This is a genomic window from Desulfosalsimonas sp., from assembly GCF_055149105.1.
The window spans coordinates 1-18,412 of sequence record NZ_JBSRLA010000035.1 but is presented as its reverse complement, the minus strand read 5'-3'; the positions used below and the strand labels follow the sequence as shown (position 1 = coordinate 18,412).

The following is an 18,412-nucleotide window of genomic DNA, read 5'->3' as shown; positions in this document are numbered from 1 at the left end:
GGATCCGATTTTGGGTGACGCGTGTCGGGAAATCAGCCCAGCTTCCAGTCTTCAACCGCCAGGTCCGCAACACGGAAAAATTCTTTTGTATTGTGAGTAACCAGGCACAAATCGTTTGCAAGGGCGATTGAAGCAATCTGCAGATCTCTTTCACTGATCGGGGTTCCTTGTTTTTCAAGTTCCGCCCTTATTGTGGCGTAATGCCGGGCAGCCGATTTATCAAAGTCCAGTACTTCAAGTTGGGAACAGATTCCCTGAATCCTGGCTTTACGGTCGTTTTTTTTAACCGGGGATTTTTCAATTCCGTAAAGAATTTCAGCCAGTGTAATCGCGGAAATGGCCAGGTCAGCGGGACGATAAGTCATCAACCTGGATATAAGAATATGATCTCCACGCATCCAGTAACTGACAATATTTGTATCCAGAAGCCACATTTTTACAACCGGTCAAGGTCCAGGGGCATGGACGGTAATGGTTCCGGGGTCGGAAAATCGGGATCCTGTGTAAACAGTTCCCAGAATCCAGAAGGCCAATTTGTTTTTTCCACAGGTTCCAGGATCACTTTTTTCCCTTGTTTTTTAATTTTGACCCGATCGCATTCAAAGCGAAAATCCTTTGGCAGGCGAACCGCCTGGGATCGGCCGTTTTTAAAGATTTTAGCGATTTTTTCCATTGCATGGATTCCTGTTTTGGCTTTTTTAAAATGATATATACCAATATATACCTTTTGGTAAAGGATGCAACCGGATTTCATATCAGAGATTTCCGCCAAATCCGTATCAACCTTACCCGCGCGGATGATATTTTTCGTGCATGAGTTTGATCTGGTCGCGGGTGACGTGGGTGTAGATCTGGGTGGTGGAGATGTCTGTGTGGCCCAGCATCATCTGAACGGCGCGAAGGTCTGCACCGCCTTCCAGCAGATGGGTGGCAAAGGAGTGGCGGAAGGTGTGGGGGCTGATTTTTTTGTCGCATCCTGCGGCAAGGGCGTATTTTCTCACCAGTTTCCAGAATCCCTGGCGGGTCATGGGGCGGCCGGCCCGGCCGAAAAAAAGCCAGGGACTTGTTTGTTTTTTCAGCATTGCCGGTCTGGCAATGCGGATGTACTGATCCACCCGGCTGCGGGCATGGCCGCCAACCGGCACCAGCCGTTCCTTTGCCCCCTTTCCTGTTACGCGCACAAACCCGGCATCCAGGTTCATCTCCTGGAGCTTGATGTGCAGCAGTTCGCTGACCCGAAGACCTGCGGCATAAAGCAGTTCCAGCATGGCCGCATCCCGCATGCCCTTGTGTTTTGTGGTGTCCGGGGTTTCCAAGAGGGTGGTGATTTCGGTGACTGAAAGCACGTCCGGCAGTTTCAGGCCGAACTTGGGCAGGTCAATGAGCCGGGACGGGTCTTTTGAGAGGTGCTTTTCCTGGACCAGGAAACGAAAAAAACCCCGCAGGGTCACCAGATGCCGGGCCCTGGAGCGGATGCCCAGGCCGTCGTCGCGCAGGCGCAGCAGGTATTTTAAAATGGCTGCGGCATCCACCTCGTTGGTGCGGCCGATTCGGCTGCCGCTCAGAAACCGCTGAAACCGGGCAAGATCTGAACCGTAGGATTCAACCGTGGCGTTGGCAAGGCCCTTTTCCACCACCAGGTAGTTCAGGTACTGGTCCATGTGCATGGAAATTTCGTTCATGGCGGCAAAGGCGGCATTCGGGTCAGAAAAGTTTCACGTCCAGGCTGTTTAATACTTCTGCGCCGTTGGCGCGCACAACCACCATGTTTTCCAGGCGCACCCCGCCCCAGTCGGGCAGATACACCCCGGGCTCAATTGTAAAGACCATGTTTTCCTTTAGTTCAACGTTTCTTTCCGTCACCGGGCTCAGCGACGGGGCCTCATGGATGGCCAGGCCAACGCCGTGGCCCAGGCCGTGGCCGAAATATTCGTCCAGGCCTTTTTCCTGCAGGTGATTTCTGGCTGCGGCATCAATATCTTTTGTCCAGACCCCGGGCCGGATGGCTTCCACAGCTTTTTGCTGGGCGTCGTAGACTGCGGTAAATACTTTCTTAAACGTGTCATCTGCTCTTCCCAGGACAATGGTCCGGGAAATATCGCTGCAATAGCCGTTTAAAACCGCGCCCCAGTCAAACAAAAGGGGCTGGCTGTTTTCCATGAGCCGCTCAGACGGGATGGCATGGGGCAGGGCGGCATTGGCTGAAAATGCGGCAATCACCGGAAATGACACGGATCGGGCGCCGGCTTCCCGCATGCGGCGCTCGATCTCCCAGGCGGCGCGGGCTTCGCTCATGCCGGATTCCAGGTTTTCCAGGAAGTCGGAAAATGCGGATTCCGCCAGGTGCAGGGAGTTTCGGATGGCCTTGATTTCGGCTTCCTCCTTGCACTCGCGCAAGTTTTCACAAAGGTTGTCCGCCGGTACCAGTTCCACTGATGTGAGCTGCTCGCGAATCATGTCATACTGGCTGACGCTCATGCGGCGGCGCTCAAATCCCAGACGTGATGTGCCCAGTTTTTCAAGAATGCCGGGCAGTTCCTTTGCAAGGCCCTTTTTGTAGCAGATCACTTCAAAGTCTTGGGCTTCCTGTTGGGCCTGGATTTCGTATCTGGAATCCGTTGCCAGCACCAGGTGGTCACCGGAGATGAGCAAAACCCCGGCGGATTCGTCAAACCCGGTGTCCTGGCCGGTAAAGCCGCTTAAATACATGCGGTTTTCGGCAATGGAGACAAGCAGGGTGTCGATATTGGCTTTTTCAAATGTTTGCCGGATGTTATGGATCCGGTGCCGGATATGGGATTGCATGAAAATAAAATAACACAACCTGCGGCATTGATAAAGCCAATAACACCGCGTAGGGTGCACAAGGGCCTTGAAAACAGGATTGTTTGTGATATGAAAGGGTTTATGACAAAGATATTCTGCATTGCCGCACCCGCGGCCGACGCCGGAAAAACAACCGTTTCAGTGAATCTGGCAGCGGCGTTTGCGGCCCTGGATCAAAACACCCTGCTGGTGGAATGCGATGCACGAAACCGCTGCATTGAAGCCGCGGTCATTGACCCGCCGGCAGATGCGCCGGGACTGGACCGGGTGATTGCGGATGCCGGGGATGCTGTGAATTTTATGGTGCCCACCTGCATTGAACATTTCCGCGTGCTGGCAGCCGGTCCGGGGCCGGGCTGGGCGGCTATAGAGCCGGACCGGAGCGTTTTTTCGGAAATTTCCGGACAGGACCTGGATGTGATGGTTATCAATGCGCCGGAAAAATCCGGGGCTCTCATGGAGGCGGCGGTCTGTGGGGCAGACGTGCTGATCCTGCCGGTTCGCCTGGATCTGGAGGCGGCCGGAAACATTTCCGGTCTGCTTGAAACATACAAAAATTTTCTTGAGCAGGTGGCCGCGTTTCGGCAAAAGGTTTCAGCCGGCCCATCAAGTGTCCGGATTTTGATCAACGGGTGCGATGATGCCGCAGAAGCCGAGGCCGTGCTGGGCCCGGAGGTGTTTGAGGCCATTGCCCGGCTCTGTCTGCCTGTGTGCATTGCCGAAGATGAACGACTGCACGAGGCCATGGTCTTTGGAAAGCCCGTGGTCTGCCATGATATCATCTCCCCCGGGGCCGTGGCTTTTCTGGAACTGGCCGGTCTTTGGACGGATATCGAAGAAATCCGCATGGAAGAAAAAAAGGATCAGATCACATGAAACTTGCCCGCAAGGAAATCATCCAGGCCTGTGAAAAGCAGATGCTGAAAATGCTGGTCAAAAATCTGGACAAATCCGCGGTAAAAGCCCTGATCCGGGAAAAATACGATCTGTCGCCAGGAGAGGATCTGCTGTTTCACGGCGGAGATATTGCGGTTGAAAACAATGAAGTGGTCTACAAGCTCGATTTCAGCCTCAGGGTGGGCATGACCGTGATGGTCGACCGGGAGGGTGAATACGTGGACATCCGGGCCAGCCAGAAAAATCTCTCCGAGCCGCCCGAGGACGGGCAGGACTCTGTTTCAGGCGATGACAGCCGGCAGCTGGCATCGGATATTGCACGGATGCTCTCGGAAATCAATCAATGATGGTGCCGTAAAAGTCCAATATCTGCGTTACGCGCGATTTCTCAGAATTTCACGTACGGATAAGTACGCTGCATTCTTCGAAATTGCGCAAGCCTTGATCTTGAAACTTTTTACGGCACCATCTATAATCAGATACGGCACCATCTGAAATCAGACTTTTTGCGGTGCCATCAATCAATAAAAACATTTAAGGCATAATGCCCATGGAAAACCAGCAGACACAACCGGTGATCTCCCGGCCGGACATGACAGTGGTTGAAAACTACAAGTACAAGATTTACAAGCCAACCCGCATTGTTGTGCTCGGAGACCCCAATGATCCGGTAACAAAGCGAATGGAGCAGTTCTGTGATCTGCTCCGGGGGCATCTGCCCTCGCTTGACGTCAAAAATGAAACAAGCGAGGAAGATGAGCGGCCCGCAATTTTTATTTATCCCAATATTCGGTTTTCAGCCGTTCCCGAGGGAAAACTGCTGGAGCTGTTTTTAATGTGCGCGGCCGGCATGGTGCCCATGGAAGAAGCCGAGGCCGGGGTTTCTGCGGCGGATATCCAAAACCGGATCCAAATGCCCGGGGTGGTGCGGATCTATGTTTCCCCGGTATGCCCCCATTGTCCGGGGGCACTTGGAAGATGGCTCTACATGGCCGCCTGGGCGCCGGACCGGGTGGATTTGCATGTGATTGACGCGGCTGTTTTTTCCGAATCCGCGGCCCGGGACAATGTGAAATCCGTTCCCACAGCCATTTTAGATGACCAGTTCAGGTGGACGGGTGTAGTGGCCGTGGCCGAGTTGCTCGATATTTTCGAGAAGCGCAATCCAGCCGATCTCAGTGCGGATACAGTGAAAAAAATCATCTCAGACGGGGATGCCGAAGGCCTGGCCGCCCTGATGGCCGGGGCCGGCAGCGTGATTCCGGGTTTTCTGGATCTGCTGGCCCATCCCAAATGGCCCACCCGCCTTGGGGCCATGGTGGCCTTTGAATACCTGGCCGAAACCGCGCCGGATCTGGCCCGCCAGGCCCTGGAAGCCATGTGGAACCGCTTTGCCGGACTTGATGATGCGGTAAAAGGGGATATGATTCATCTTTTCGGAGTGTTAAATGATTCCGAGTTTGCCGGACGGCTGGAATCAGTGATCAACGGTGATTACCCCCAGGCGGTCAGAGAAATTGCAGAAGAAGTGCTTGGGGATTTGGGGTAAAAAACAGACCGGTCCGGCATTGGATTTGCCGAACCGGCCTTTTTCCTGCTGTTTTAAACCGCTTTTCTACTTTTCCTGTTCCTGCTGGCTGCGCAATTCCTCGATGACCTTTTGGGAAATCTGGGCCGGGACCTCGTCGTAATGGGAAAACTGCATGGAAAACATCCCGCGGCCGCCGGTCATGGAGCGAAGATCCGGGGCATAGGTGAGCACTTCGGCCTGGGGCACCAGTGCGCGCACCACTTGGTTTTTGCCGCGGCTCTCCATGCCCAGCACCCGGCCGCGCCTGGAGTTTAAATCGCCCATGATATCACCCATGAATTCTTCAGGCGTGATCACCTCCATTTCCATGATGGGCTCGAGCAGCACGGGATCGGCCTGCTCCATGGCCTTTTTGAAAGCCAGGGACCCGGCGATCTTAAAGGCCATTTCCGAAGAGTCCACGGAATGATATGAGCCGTCATCAACCTTTGCCTGGAAATCAATGCAGGGAAATCCGGCCAGAACGCCTTTTTGCGAGGCCTCGGCAATGCCCTTGTCCACTGCCGGAATATAGGTCTTGGGAATCACGCCGCCGACGATCTTGTCCACGAACTGGTAGCCCGCGCCCCGTTCCAGGGGTTCGAATTCCACCCAGCAGTCGCCGTACTGGCCGTGGCCGCCGGACTGTTTCTTGTGCTTGCCCTGGACCCGGACCTTTTTGCGGAAGGTTTCCTTGTAGGGCACCTTGGGAATATTGAGGTTGACCTCGACGTTGTACTTCCGCCGGAGCTTTTCCACCGTGGTTTCGATGTGCACCTGGCCCTGGCCGGTGAGCAGGGTTTGGCGGGTTTCATCGTTTCGCTCCAGGCGCAGGCCCGGGTCTTCCTCGATGAGCTTGGTCAGCGAGGAGTAAATCTTGTCCTCATCACCCTTGGATTTGGGGGAGATGGCAAAGGACACCACGCCGCGCAGGGGTTCGGCGGGCTTGTATTCAATGGGTTTGTCCGGGGCGCACAGGGTGTTTCCGGTAACGGTTTCCTTTAGCTTGGCCACGGCCACGATATCTCCGGGCCCTGCGCCCTCCAGGGGTTTCTGCTCTTTTCCCTGGATCTGGAGAAGCTGGTTGTAGCGTTCCTTGTTGTCCTTGGTGGCGTTGAAAAATGTACCGTCGCCCCCGAGTTTTCCGGAAAAAACCCTGAAGATGTTGAGTCGGCCCGCATACGGGTCGGCCACGGTTTTAAACACCAGTGCGGAAAACGGCGCGTCCGGAGATGGTTCCCGGGTTTCCTCGGTTTCCGTGCCCGGAACATATCCGGTTTTCGGCCCGCGGTCCGCCGGGCAGGGCAGGGCGTCTGCCATGAGCCCGGCCAGCAGGTCCACGCCGATATTTAAGGTGGCGGATCCGCACATCACCGGAACAAAGACTTTTTCCAGGGTCCCCTTGCGCAGGGCGGCCAGCATTTCTTCGTCTGAAAGGGTTTCGCCTTCCAGGTATTTTTCCACCAGTTCGTCGTCTGCCTCGGCGATGTTTTCAATCAAAGCTTCGCGCTCAGCCTCGGCGGTTTCCTGCATGTCTGCGGGAATGTCTGTAGCCTTTGCCTTGCCGTTTTCGTAAACCCACGCCTTCATGTTGATGAGATCCACCACGCCTTTGAAGTCAGCTTCCTGGCCGATGGGCAGCTGCAATATAATGGGCTTGGGAGAGAAAATCTCAACCGCGTCATTGAAAGCCTTGGAAAAATCCGCCCGCTCCCGGTCCACCTTGTTGATGAAAATCACCCGGGGCAGATCAAACTCATCTGCGTATTCCCATGCCTGTTCGGACTGCACCTTGATGCCGTCCACCGCGTCAATGACCACAACGGCACTGTCAGCGGCCTGCATGCAAAGCCGGGTATCAGAGAAAAAATTCTGATCGCCCGGCGTATCAATCAGGTTGATCTTTCGCTGTTTCCAGGAAAAGGGATGAAAGGCCGTGGAAATGCTGCTGCGGCGCTTGAGTTCCTCAGCCTCGAAATCCATGACGGCATTGCCCGCATCCACGCTGCCAAACCGCTTGCTCGCACCGGCGTTGTGCAGGAGGGCTTCGGCCAGAGACGTCTTACCGGATCCACCGTGTCCGATCAAGGCGATGTTTCTCAGATGTTCTGTCATAAGACTCCTAACTCCTCTCTATTCTGCTGGATTTACATGCGAAACGCAATCGTGCTGTATCTCATTGTATTTATCGGTTTGACCGGAAAAAATCAACCTTAAAAGGCGCCTTTATTCACCCCGGGGCCGGCACCTGCAGGTGCTGGACAAACTCCCGATTACCCCTGGGTCCGAAAATGGGGGAGGGGGTGACCGCGCCGGAAATCAAGCCGCATTGTTTAAAAAAATCAGAAAGTTCTTCAATAATGCGATTGTGCAGGGCCGGGTCCCGGACCACGCCGCCTTTTCCCACCTCGCCCTTGCCCACCTCGAACTGGGGCTTGATCAGGGGCAAAATTGTCCCGCCGGACCGGATAAAGGGCTGTACTGCCGGGACCACGATTTTTAAAGAGATAAATGAAACATCAATCACCGCCAGATCCAGACCGGCCGGCAGATCGTTTTCCGTGGCATGCCGGATATTAAACCGCTCCATCACCGTCACCCGCGGATCCTGTCGAAGCTGCCAGGCCAGCTGGCCGTAGCCTACATCCACGGCATACACCCGGGCCGCGCCGTGCTGCAAGAGGCAATCCGTGAATCCGCCCGTGGATGCGCCCGCATCCAGGCAGGAAAATCCCGTGACATTGATTTCAAAAGCCGCCAGGGCATGTTCCAGTTTCAATCCCCCCCGGCTGACATAAGCCAGGTCAGAAGCCCGGCTGACGATTTCTGAATTTTCCGCCACCAGGCTGCCGGGCTTGTCCGCGGGATGATCATTGACCAGGATATGGCCGGCCATGATCAGGGATTGGGCCCGCTGACGGCTGCCTGCAAGCCCGCGTTCCACAACCAGCAGATCCAGCCGCTTTTTTCCGGATCCAGGGCTTTTCATGTCAGGCAAAATCCCGGCACATGGCCTCTGCGGCCCTGAACACCGCATCTGCGTCCACCTCGTAATGCTTGCGCAAAACAGGCTTGGGGCCGTGTGTCACAAAGGTGTCTTTGATACCGATTCGGGTGATGCGAAAGCCCGTGATCCCGGTGTCTGCCATGGCTTCGAGCACCGCGCTGCCAAATCCGCCGTCAAGCATGTTTTCCTCAACCGTGATTACCCGGGGAATTTTTTGAATCAAATCACCGATAAGTTCTGTGTCTAAGGGCTTGACAAACCGGGCATTGACCACGGTGGCAAAAATACCCTTGTCGGCAAGCATCTGCCGGGCTTTTACGGCATCTGTGACAGAGTGGCCGATGGCCAGGATCAAAATGTCATCACCGCTGCAAAGCACTTCCGCCCTGCCGATGGCAAGGGGTTGGTCATTTTTTTCGGCTTTTTCCGTGTTTTCGCCCGTGACCTTGCCCCTGGGATAACGTACAGCCACCGGTCCCGGGTGGTTGACAGCGGTTAACAGCATGCGCTGCAGTTCATGCTCATCCATGGGGGCCATGACAACCATGTTGGCAATGGCCCGCAGGTAGCTTAAGTCAAACAGGCCGTGATGGGTGGGTCCGTCTTCGCCCACAATGCCGCCCCGGTCCACGGCAAACACCACGGGCAGGGATTCCAGGCAGACATCGTGGATAATCTGGTCATAGGCCCGCTGGAGAAAAGTGGAGTAAATGGCCACCACGGGCTTGTAGCCTTCTGTGGCCATGCCTGCGGCAAAGGTGACCCCGTGGGCTTCGGCAATGCCCACGTCATAGAACCGGTCCGGGAATTTTTCAGAAAATGGCCCAAGGCCCGTGCCTTCGGGCATTGCCGCAGTCACGGCAATGATGTTTTTGTCCTTTTCAGCCAGGCGCACCATGGTCTGGCCGAAAACATCGGTGTATGCGGGCAGGTCGCTGCAGTTGACCCGGTCCCCGGTTTCAGCATCAAAGCAGCCCACGCCGTGGAAATAAACCGGATTAAATTCGGCCGGGGCGTAGCCGCGGCCCTTGGTGGTGGCCACGTGGAGCAAAACCGGCTCGTCAAGGTTTTTGATGTTTTCCAGGATATCGATCAACTGGTCGATGCGATGGCCCTTAATGGGGCCAAAGTATTCGAAATTAAAGGCTTCAAAAAGCATGCCCGGTGTGACAAAGGCTTTGATGGACTCTTCTGCCCGCTTGGCCAGAGAATAGGCGTCACTGCCGATTTTTGGCAAAGAGCGCAGCAGTTCGCCGAATTCCTTTCGTTTGTCCTGGATGAATTTGCCGGAAAATGTTCGGCTCAGAAGTGATGACAGGGCCCCCACGTTGGGTGAGATCGACATTTCATTGTCATTTAAGATTACAATGAGTTCCTTGTGAATGGCCCCGGCTTGGTTTAATGCCTCATAGGCCAGGCCCGCGGTCATGGAACCATCACCGATGACGGCAATCACCCGGGAGTTGTCGTTTTTGAGGCGCTTGGCACAGGATATGCCAAGGCCCGCGGAAATCGAAGTGCTGGAATGGCCGGTGGAAAACGCATCACACGGGCTTTCGGTTATCTTGGGAAATCCGGACAGCCCGCCGAACTGCCTGAGGGTGGAAAACCGGTCGGCCCGGCCGGTGAGCAGCTTGTGGGTATAGGACTGATGGCCCACGTCCCAGACCAGCTTGTCCGTGGGGATGTCAAACACATAGTGAATGGCAATGGTGAGTTCCACCACGCCGAGATTGGATGCAAGATGCCCCCCGGTTTTGGAGACCACCTCGACGATGCGCTCCCGGATTTCCCGGGCCAGATCGGGCAGCCGGGAGCGGGGCAGGTTTTTTAAGTCCGCCGGGGAGTTGATGGTTTCAAGTAAGCCCAATGAAATCGATTCTCCAAAGTAACAATTATATGGTTAGGATGCCAAATCAGCGGCACGGCTGTTTATTTGTCCCTTTCAACAATATAGGCGGCCAGGGCGGCCAAAGGTGTTGCCTTGTTACCAAAAATCTCAATTGCCTGCAAGGCTTTGGATATCAGGTCGCCTGCATAGTCCCGGGCCGCATCAATGCCCATGAGGGAAGGGTAGGTGGATTTGGCCCGGGCGGTATCGGTTCCGGAAGCCTTGCCCATGCGGCCGGGATCGCCCCTAACGTTTAAAATATCGTCTGTGACCTGAAAGGCCAGACCGATATGGCCGGCATAGGTGTTCAGGGCCTGTTTTCCGGCCTCATCTGCGCCAGCCAGCAAACCGCCGGTTTCAACCGATGCACGAATCAGGGCCCCGGTTTTCAACTCATGCATCTGCTTGAGATCCCCCAGGCCCAGGCCCTGGCCTTCGCCGGCCATGTCCTGCATCTGCCCTTCGATCATGCCGCAGTATCCGGCCGCTTTTGAGATCACATCAATGGATTCCAGAATCCCGGCTGCATTTTCCGTGTCAAGCTTTGCGCACCCGGCCAGGGTTTCAAAGGCCAGGGTCAGAAGGGCGTCTCCGGCCAAAATGGCCGTGGCCTCGTCAAAGGCCACATGACAGGTGGGCCGGCCTCTGCGCAGTTGGTCATCATCCATGGCCGGCAGATCGTCATGGATCAGGGAATAGGTGTGGATCATTTCAATGGCGCAGCCGGCCTGAAGCACAGCTTTATCTGCCGAGCCCCCCGCGGCTTCGGCGGCAGCCATGCACAGCACCGGCCGCAGGCGTTTTCCCGGTGCCATGAGGCAATGGCACATGGCCGCACATAGCCGGGTGGGCTCCGGGCCGCAGGAGAGCAGGGCGGCCAGGTGCCTGTTGATGCGGTCCTGGTGCTTGTTCAAATACCCGGTCAGGTCAAATGACCGGGCCTGATTTTTGAGATTATTCATTGCTGCCGGCATTTTTGTCCGATGGGGCGGTGTTTTCGGCAAAAGGGGCTTGTGCTGCGGTGCCGTCCTGTTTTTCCATCAACTGAACGATCTTTTTTTCAGTTTCATCAAGTTTTTCAAAACAGGCCCGGGACAGGCCAATGCCTTCTTCAAATTTTTTCAATGCCTTGTCCAATGGCAAATTGCCGGCTTCCAGCTCTTCAACGATCTTTTCAAGCTGGGCCATGGATTCTTCAAACGTCTTTTTTGCCATTATCGTTTTTCCTTTCAATCCGGCATGTTAATATGCCTTTTGCAAGTATGACTTCAATGTTTTGTCCCGGAACCACGGCTGCGGCATCCGTGAGCACGGTTTTTTCCGGCAGGACCCGGGTGATGCTGTAGCCCCGATCCAGCACTGCCAAAGGGCTGAGCGCGTGCATGCGGCCACAGGCCGATTCCAGCCGTGCGCGCTTTTCCTGGACGAGGGTTTTGCCTGCGGATTTCAGGCGCCGGTCCAGGTTTTGGCGCCGGTCGGCCAGGGCAGACACGCGGTCGGCCAGGGGCACGGCCATGAGCCGGTCATGGCGCCAGCACAGCCGTTCGCGCCGGTTTTCAAAAATCCGTTTCATGGCCTGAATCAACCGGGAATGGGTTTCATCCATGCGGATGCGCAGGTCATCCATGCGCTGTCTGGGATGGACCAGGCGGCGGGTGAGTTTCTGCGTGTTTTGCCGCAAATCCCGCACCTGCCTGGTTATTGCGCCCTGCAGCCGGCGGGTGAGCACCTGGAGGGTGTAGCTCACATCCTGTTTGACCGGCACGGCCAGTTCGGCTGCCGCAGACGGGGTGGGCGCGCGCAGATCCGCTGTAAAATCGGCAATGGTGTAATCGGTTTCATGGCCAACAGCAGAGATAACCGGAATTTCCGATGCAAAAATCGCCCGGGCCACGGCCTCTGAATTAAATGCCGCCAGGTCCTCAAGCGAGCCGCCGCCGCGGGCCAAAATAATCACGTCTGCGGCCTTGTGGCGGTTTGCCATTTCAATGGCGGAAACGATTTCCGCTTCTGCGGTATCGCCCTGGACGGCCGCGGCAATCACCCGGATGGGGATGTTGGCAAATCGGCGGGACATGATACGGATAATGTCATGGACCACCGAGCCGGTGGCCGAGCTGATCACGGCCACGGCAGCAGGCAGAAACGGGACAGGCTTTTTGTATTTTTCATCAAACAGGCCTTCAGCCGACAGTTTCTGCTTGAGCTGCTCAAATGCCGCCTGCAGGGCTCCGGCACCCGAGGGCTCGATGTATTCCAGGATGATCTGGTAGCTGCCTCTTGGCGCATATACACTGATGCGGCCGAAACCCGTGACCTGCATGCCGTCTTCAAGGTCAAATTTCAGGTTTCTGGCCTGGCCCTTAAACATCACGGCCTGGATCTGGGCGTCCTTGTCCTTTAGAGTGAAATAGCAGTGGCCGGATGCCGGCACGCGCAGATTGGAGATTTCACCGGAAATCCACACAAACGGATAGTTTTTTTCCAGAAGGTTTCTGATCTGCGCGGTCAGTGCGCTGACCGTATAAACGTTTCGCATTGCGCTTATATTGGAATCCGTCGGGGTCATGGGTATGCGTTTTTAAGGTTATTTTTCCGGTTGTTTGAATCCTGCCAAGCTAGCACAGTTGAATCAATCAATCAATCCCAAATCCGGCCAAAACGCGTTGATAAAAATCGTTTTTGAAGGACCTTAACAGACTTGCCCGATTTTTGATATTTTTATAACGTCTGATAAGATATATTATGTAAACTTTTCTTTAGGCCAGGAAAGCCTGGGCGTTTAGATGGATTTCACCCTGGAATCATGTGCCCTTTCATACATGCAATCGGCTTTTAATCTATTTTGCGCTTTTGCCTTTCCGGTTTTAACGGGATTTTATTTCTGGTTCGGTTTCCGGTCCAGGATCTTTCGCACCGCAGGCATGATATAAATTTCCTCCAGGGGCATCTGCCGCAGACACTCTGCCAGCAGCGTGATTTTTGCGTTTACAGAAAGGCGCTTGTCCATGATAAAAACCGATTCGCCCCTGATCCGGCACAGGCCGCTTTTTGCATTCACCCCGGTGGCCCGCAGGTTTTGTTCCGTCACCCGGATGTCGAGTTTTCCCGCGGTTTCCACAAGGTGCTGGTAGATCTGGGTTTGTTTCATTTCAAAAATCGTTTCCCGGGTACCGATCCGGCTTGAAAACAGCCGGCAATGTGTTATTATATCTTCAGCTGATTGTCGGAAAACCCTGCAATCGGGCATGATTTCCTTAAAACTGAATTACTTGAGACTTAAACACTTCCATACAACAGGAGGCGCATTTACATGACAAACACGGCAACAACCAGGCAAACCGAACGCACCCAGGTCATGGTCAACAGCTTTATCCGAAGCGTTTACAACTGGATGGCCTTCGGCCTGGCGCTAACCGGCGTAGTGGCCTATTTCACCGCCCATAATCCCACCATGCAGCAGCTTATATTTGGAAACCGCATGGTGTTTTTCGGCCTGATCATTGCAGAGCTGGGCATGGTTTTTTACCTGAGCGCAAGGATTCAGAAAATGGAGGCCTCCACAGCCACGGGCCTGTTTCTGCTCTATGCCGCGGTAAACGGCCTGACCCTGTCCTTTATATTCCTGGTATACACGGGAACCTCCATTGCCCAGGTGTTTTTCATCTGCGCGGCCACGTTTGTGGCCTGCAGCATCTACGGTATGACCACAAAGCGGGATCTGACCTCCTGGGGCAATTTTTTGTTCATGGGTCTGATCGGCATCATTATCGCCTCTGTGGTCAATATTTTTATGCAGAGTGCGGCCATGCAGATGATCATCAGCTATATCGGCGTGCTGGTGTTTGTGGGTTTGACCGCCTATGACACCCAGAAGCTCAAAAACATGGCCATGACCCAGCCCGCAGACATCGAGGCCGGGGTGGTGAGAAAAGGCGCCATCATGGGCGCCCTTTCCCTGTATCTGGATTTTATCAACCTGTTTATAATGCTGCTCCACATATTCGGCGGCAGGGAATAAACCTCAAAAACAAGCAGCCCACATCATGGGGGAGAAGCCGGAAAACACCGGTTTCTCCCCTTTTTTATCTCCGGATTTATTCCAGGGAGCCGTTTAATTCAGCGGCAATCACATCCACGATCTCCTGACACAACTGATCGGTTTCTTCTTCATCCGGGCCTTCCACCATGATCCGGCACAGGGGCTGGGTTCCGGAATAACGTACCAGCACCCTTCCCTGCTCGCCCAGGTGGTTTTTCACCTTTTCGATTTCCCCGGCAATGGCAGGAATTTGGTAGATATCGGTTTTTTCGCTGATCCGAACATTTTTGAGCACCTGGGGATAGCGCCGCATGATCCGGCAAAGCCCGGAAAGCCGGCTGTCGAATGCATCCATGGCTTCAATCAGGTGAAGGGCGGTCAGTATGCCGTCGCCGGAAGTGTGGGCGTCGAGGAAAATCATGTGACCTGAGTCCTCACCGCCGATGATTGCACCGCTTTTGCGCATTTCATCAAGCACGTAGCGGTCACCCACATCCGTGATCCGGTGCTCGATGCCCATTTCCTTTAACGCCAGGCGAAGGCCCAGGTTGCTCATGACCGTGCTGACAGCCAGGTTGTTTTTCAGGCGGCCAGCCTGTTTCAAGTGCCGTGCGCAGATGGCCAGGATCTGATCACCAGTGACCGCCGCCCCGGTCTCATCCACGGCAATGAGCCGGTCTCCGTCTCCGTCAAAGGCGCAGCCCAGATCCGCCCGGTTTTCCAAAACCGCCTGCTGCAGGGTTTCAATATGCTGGGAGCCGCATCTGTCATTGATATTGATGCCGTTGGGTGAATCAAATAAAACAGTGAGCTCCGCGCCAAGTTCTGCAAACACCTGGGGGGCGATTTCCGAAGTGGCCCCGTTGGCGCAGTCCAGAACGATTTTCATGCCTTTTAAAAGATCGTTTCTGCCCGTGCTTTTCTTTAAAAAACCGGCATATTGGTCTGCTGCGTCCGGCATGGGATAGACGCGGCCGATGGCTTCGGGTGCCGCGGCCAGATGGATTTCCGGAGATGTATTGAGTATGCGGGCTTCAATTTGTTCTTCAGTGGTGGAATCCAGTTTAAAGCCCTCTGCATCAAACAGTTTGATCCCGTTGTCCTCGTAAGGGTTGTGGGATGCCGAAACCATGATGCCCGCATCAGCCCGGACATACCGGACCAAAAAGGCGATTGCCGGGGTGGGAAGCATGCCTGCAAGCAGGACATCGGCCCCGGCCGAACAGATGCCTGCGGCAAGGGCGGCTTCGATCATGTCGCCGGATTTCCGGCCGTCTTTTCCAATCACAATTGTGCTGCTGTGGTTATGTTTTAAAACCGCCGCAGCAGCCCTTCCCAGGTTCAATGCAATTTCCGGGGTGATCGGATGCTGGTTGGCCACCCCGCGAACGCCGTCGGTGCCGAAAAACCTTCCCATGTCATAATCCGTTCTACAGGCAGTGTTAAGTTTTGATAGCGCCGTAAAGTCCAATATCTGCGTTACACGCAATTTCTCAGAATTTCACGTACGTTTAAGTACGCTGCATTCTTCGAAATTGCCCAAGCCTTGATCTTGAACTTTTACGGCGCCATCCGAAATCAGACTTTTTAGTTTTATGGGTCATCCGGTAAAACAGACTGCCAGGATTCCATGCAGGCGTCTGTCAAAGCCTGCAGCCATTCTGTGCCGGCTGCGGCTGAGGCTTTGTCAAGGCCCTGGATCACCCGGATGTAGTCGGGATTGTCTGCCGAATCCATCCGCTCCCGGGTCAAACGAACAAAATCATCTCTTTTTTCAGGCACATCCATTTGTTCTGCCGGGGCCTGAAGCCGGCTTTCCAGGCGGTCCCAACATGGACCCAGGTGATCGGGTGCCACTTTTTGGGCAAAATCCCCCAGGCGCTTGATGCGCTCTTTGATACAGTCCTGCAGTGTGTCGACCAGGCCCTGGTACAGGGCCCGGGGCATCCGGCCGGATATAAAAAGGCTTCGTACATGGCTGTACCACTGTTCCAGGGCCCTGAGATTGGCCAGGTAATAAAGATTGTTGGAAACAATCCCCCGGAGGCCGCCCACACCGGATGCACCGGTGTAAGGCACGTTTCCGGATCGGGCCGGCCCGCCGAAAATCAGCCGGCCCGGCCGGGTTTCGCTTTTGCGGCAGATGGTGCCGGCGGCAATCACCGTGCCGAAAGCCAGCCTGCAGGGGCCCACAAGACCGCCCTGCCCGCCCAGAAATATTGGCGGCTGGTTGAGCATGACCCCGTTTGGCACATCCCCGATCAGCGAGGCCGTGGCCTTGTCCTGCCTGGGGGTGAAATTAAAGTGAATGTAGGCGCTTCCCACCTCGGAGTGATTTTTCGGTCCGGTGCCCCCGGACATGAAACAGTCACAAAAGTTGACCAGGCTGCCCAGGGTAACAAAGGGAAACAGGATGGTCTGTTTTAACCCGGCGCTATGGGCGGCACTGGCATGTTCCTCCAGGATGGTGCCGGCCCGGATGTGAGCGGATGGTCCAATGGATGATTTTTCAAGGAAAACCGAGCTGCTGAAGTATCCACCTTCAAGTGATACTTGAGGTCCAATAAAGCAGTTTTCAATCGTGGCCGGAGCTTGTCGGCCGATTTGTGCACCCGTGCAGATAAGGGTGTTGCCCCCGCGGATGCGGCTGCCCGGATGGATGACCGCGCCCGGAGATATCCGGTGAATATCCACCTCTGGCGCAATTTCAACGGTTTGCGGCTGTGGAATCACCACGCCGCGATCAATCAGGGCCTGGATCATTGTCACCTGTCCATTTAAAGTCACGGTTTTGCCAGGGCCGGCAGTTAAATGTATTTTTTTGTACCAGTTGTTTGGCGGATTGTCCATGGATTTTGGCAAAATAAGCCTGATTTCAAGTTGTTAAAGTAAACTGTGCTTGAAGCCGCAACCTTTTTATGATAAATAGCAGATTTCTCAAAAAAACGATTTTCAGGCGACCCCGCAGAAGTTGAAAGAAGTTGAAACTGCTATAATCGCCAAACAATAAAAGAATAAGTTCTTGATTTTACTTAACACTTAATCACTTAAAACTTAACACTTTAATCGGCATATCATAAAAAATGAATCAAAAACCTTATCGACTTTTAACCCGAAGCGATCTTGACGGCCTCATTTGTGCCGTTTTGCTCAACCACCTGAAAATGGTGGATGAAATCCAACTCATTGATCATCCCAGCGTCATGCAGGAAGGCGGGGTTGTGGTGACTGAAAACGACATCATCGCCAACCTGCCCTTTGTTCCCGGTGTGTTTATGGCTTTTGACCATCATGTATCTGAAACCCTTCGCAACCGTGAGCAGAATAATCTGGTGATTGACGCAAACGCGCCATCGGCCGCCCGGGTTATCTATGAATATTACGGTGGCCGGAGCCGGTTTCCCCGGCATTTCGATGAAATCATGGAGGCAGTGGACAAGGCGGATTCGGGTCAGTTTTCCCAAAGGGAAATCCTGCACCCCACGGGATGGGCGCTGCTGAACTTTTTGGTGGACAAGCGAACCGGCATCGAGGACTGGTGCCGGTTTGCCATCAGCGAGCAGGAATTTAAGCGCCGCCTCATTGACTGGATCGCTGAACTTCCCATTGATCAGGTTCTGGCTCTTCCGGATGTCAGCCAACGTGCGGAAATGTATTTCCAGTATGCGGAAAAATACAAGCAGCAACTGGTTTCCATTGCCGAGGTGCATCACAACATTGTGTTAATCGATTGCCGCGGACGGCAAAGCGGATATCCGGGCAACCGGTTTGTGGTGTATGCGCTTTATCCGAACTGCAATATTTCCGTTCAACTCAAGCAGGAACCGGATACCGGCAAAACCACTTTTTCCGTGGGCAAGTCCATTATCAACAATACTTCTGCGGTCAACATCGGGGAACTGATGCTCAAATACGGCGGCGGCGGACACCGGGCTGCCGGGGCCTGCCACGTGCCGGCCGAAGACGCCCAAGCGGTTCTGGCGCAGCTGCTCCAGGCCCTGAGCGATCCGGAAAATGATGTCCCGGGTTCCTGAATGACCTGAAAAAGCCGGGATCCGGTTGGAAAAGGCGTATTAACCTTTTTCAGATGGTGCCGTAAAAAGTTCAAGATCAAGGCTTGCGCAATTTCGAAGAATGCAGCGTACTTAGCCGTACGTGAAATTCTGAGAAATTGCGCGT

At 54.5% G+C, this 18,412-nt stretch carries 18 protein-coding genes; 5 read left to right on the top strand and 13 right to left on the bottom strand.

All coding sequences use genetic code 11. The annotated features are described in order from the left end of the window. Window positions 1-32: 32 nt before the first annotated feature. From ACTCIA_RS09725 to ACTCIA_RS09710, 4 genes are all read right to left on the bottom strand, one after another. Entirely contained in the window at window positions 33-434 is a 402-nt protein-coding gene (locus tag ACTCIA_RS09725) for a type II toxin-antitoxin system VapC family toxin (RefSeq protein WP_463001617.1), read from the bottom strand. A 2-nt stretch (window positions 435-436) separates the two neighbouring features. After that, window positions 437-673 carry an antitoxin gene (locus ACTCIA_RS09720; RefSeq protein ID WP_463001616.1) on the bottom strand — a complete coding sequence of 79 codons (237 nt, stop codon included), beginning with the start codon at window positions 671-673 and terminating at the stop codon, window positions 437-439. A gap of 112 nt (window positions 674-785) precedes the next feature. Continuing rightward, a complete protein-coding gene (xerD, locus tag ACTCIA_RS09715; RefSeq protein ID WP_463001615.1) occupies window positions 786-1,682 on the bottom strand; it encodes a site-specific tyrosine recombinase XerD in 897 nt (298 codons plus the stop codon). A 22-nt stretch (window positions 1,683-1,704) separates the two neighbouring features. Further along, window positions 1,705-2,805: a M24 family metallopeptidase gene (locus ACTCIA_RS09710; protein ID WP_463001614.1), complete on the bottom strand. Its 1,101-nt coding sequence runs from the start codon at window positions 2,803-2,805 to the stop codon at window positions 1,705-1,707. A gap of 102 nt (window positions 2,806-2,907) precedes the next feature. On the opposite strand from ACTCIA_RS09710, the gene ACTCIA_RS09705 reads away from it, so the two are divergent. From ACTCIA_RS09705 to ACTCIA_RS09695, 3 genes are all read left to right on the top strand, one after another. Then, a complete protein-coding gene (locus tag ACTCIA_RS09705) occupies window positions 2,908-3,702 on the top strand; it encodes a ParA family protein (protein WP_463001613.1) in 795 nt (264 codons plus the stop codon). After that, window positions 3,699-4,070 (top strand): hypothetical protein, encoded by a 372-nt coding sequence (locus ACTCIA_RS09700; RefSeq protein ID WP_463001612.1) that lies wholly within the window; start codon window positions 3,699-3,701, stop codon window positions 4,068-4,070. Before ACTCIA_RS09705 ends, ACTCIA_RS09700 begins: the two co-directional genes overlap by 4 nt. 203 nt (window positions 4,071-4,273) lie before the next feature. Beyond that, window positions 4,274-5,272, top strand: a complete 999-nt coding sequence (locus ACTCIA_RS09695) for a thioredoxin family protein (RefSeq protein WP_463001611.1) — start codon at window positions 4,274-4,276, stop codon at window positions 5,270-5,272. Between the two features lie 66 nt (window positions 5,273-5,338). Here the strand turns inward: ACTCIA_RS09695 and fusA are convergent, their stop codons facing one another. The 7 genes from fusA to ACTCIA_RS09660 form a co-directional block, all read right to left on the bottom strand. Next, window positions 5,339-7,408 (bottom strand): elongation factor G, encoded by a 2,070-nt coding sequence (gene fusA, locus ACTCIA_RS09690; RefSeq protein ID WP_463001610.1) that lies wholly within the window; start codon window positions 7,406-7,408, stop codon window positions 5,339-5,341. A 115-nt stretch (window positions 7,409-7,523) separates the two neighbouring features. Beyond that, window positions 7,524-8,282 carry a TlyA family RNA methyltransferase gene (locus tag ACTCIA_RS09685; RefSeq protein WP_463001609.1) on the bottom strand — a complete coding sequence of 253 codons (759 nt, stop codon included), beginning with the start codon at window positions 8,280-8,282 and terminating at the stop codon, window positions 7,524-7,526. A gap of 1 nt (window position 8,283) precedes the next feature. Then, on the bottom strand, window positions 8,284-10,170 hold the full coding sequence (gene dxs / locus ACTCIA_RS09680) for a 1-deoxy-D-xylulose-5-phosphate synthase (protein ID WP_463001608.1): 1,887 nt from the start codon (window positions 10,168-10,170) through the stop codon (window positions 8,284-8,286). Between the two features lie 62 nt (window positions 10,171-10,232). Next, complete coding sequence (locus tag ACTCIA_RS09675; protein ID WP_463001607.1) at window positions 10,233-11,153, bottom strand: polyprenyl synthetase family protein; 921 nt, start codon at window positions 11,151-11,153, stop codon at window positions 10,233-10,235. Then, window positions 11,146-11,406: an exodeoxyribonuclease VII small subunit gene (gene xseB / locus ACTCIA_RS09670; protein ID WP_463001606.1), complete on the bottom strand. Its 261-nt coding sequence runs from the start codon at window positions 11,404-11,406 to the stop codon at window positions 11,146-11,148. Before xseB ends, ACTCIA_RS09675 begins: the two co-directional genes overlap by 8 nt. Beyond that, window positions 11,387-12,760 carry an exodeoxyribonuclease VII large subunit gene (gene xseA, locus ACTCIA_RS09665; protein ID WP_463001605.1) on the bottom strand — a complete coding sequence of 458 codons (1,374 nt, stop codon included), beginning with the start codon at window positions 12,758-12,760 and terminating at the stop codon, window positions 11,387-11,389. Before xseA ends, xseB begins: the two co-directional genes overlap by 20 nt. Window positions 12,761-13,069: 309 nt before the next feature. Then, window positions 13,070-13,342 (bottom strand): hypothetical protein, encoded by a 273-nt coding sequence (locus ACTCIA_RS09660; RefSeq protein WP_463001604.1) that lies wholly within the window; start codon window positions 13,340-13,342, stop codon window positions 13,070-13,072. Between the two features lie 162 nt (window positions 13,343-13,504). Here ACTCIA_RS09660 and ACTCIA_RS09655 point away from each other — a divergent pair, with 162 nt between their 5' ends. After that, complete coding sequence (locus tag ACTCIA_RS09655) at window positions 13,505-14,212, top strand: Bax inhibitor-1/YccA family protein (protein WP_463001603.1); 708 nt, start codon at window positions 13,505-13,507, stop codon at window positions 14,210-14,212. Window positions 14,213-14,288: 76 nt separating this feature from the next. On the opposite strand, the gene glmM is transcribed toward ACTCIA_RS09655, so the two are convergent. Together glmM and ACTCIA_RS09645 are read right to left on the bottom strand one after the other, a co-directional pair. Beyond that, window positions 14,289-15,650, bottom strand: a complete 1,362-nt coding sequence (gene glmM, locus ACTCIA_RS09650; protein ID WP_463001602.1) for a phosphoglucosamine mutase — start codon at window positions 15,648-15,650, stop codon at window positions 14,289-14,291. Between the two features lie 176 nt (window positions 15,651-15,826). Continuing rightward, a complete protein-coding gene (locus tag ACTCIA_RS09645) occupies window positions 15,827-16,996 on the bottom strand; it encodes a protein GlmU (RefSeq protein WP_463001601.1) in 1,170 nt (389 codons plus the stop codon). 320 nt (window positions 16,997-17,316) lie between these two features. Between ACTCIA_RS09645 and ACTCIA_RS09640 the strand changes: the two genes are divergently transcribed. Next, window positions 17,317-18,267 carry an exopolyphosphatase gene (locus tag ACTCIA_RS09640; RefSeq protein ID WP_463001600.1) on the top strand — a complete coding sequence of 317 codons (951 nt, stop codon included), beginning with the start codon at window positions 17,317-17,319 and terminating at the stop codon, window positions 18,265-18,267. Window positions 18,268-18,412 lie beyond the last annotated feature (145 nt).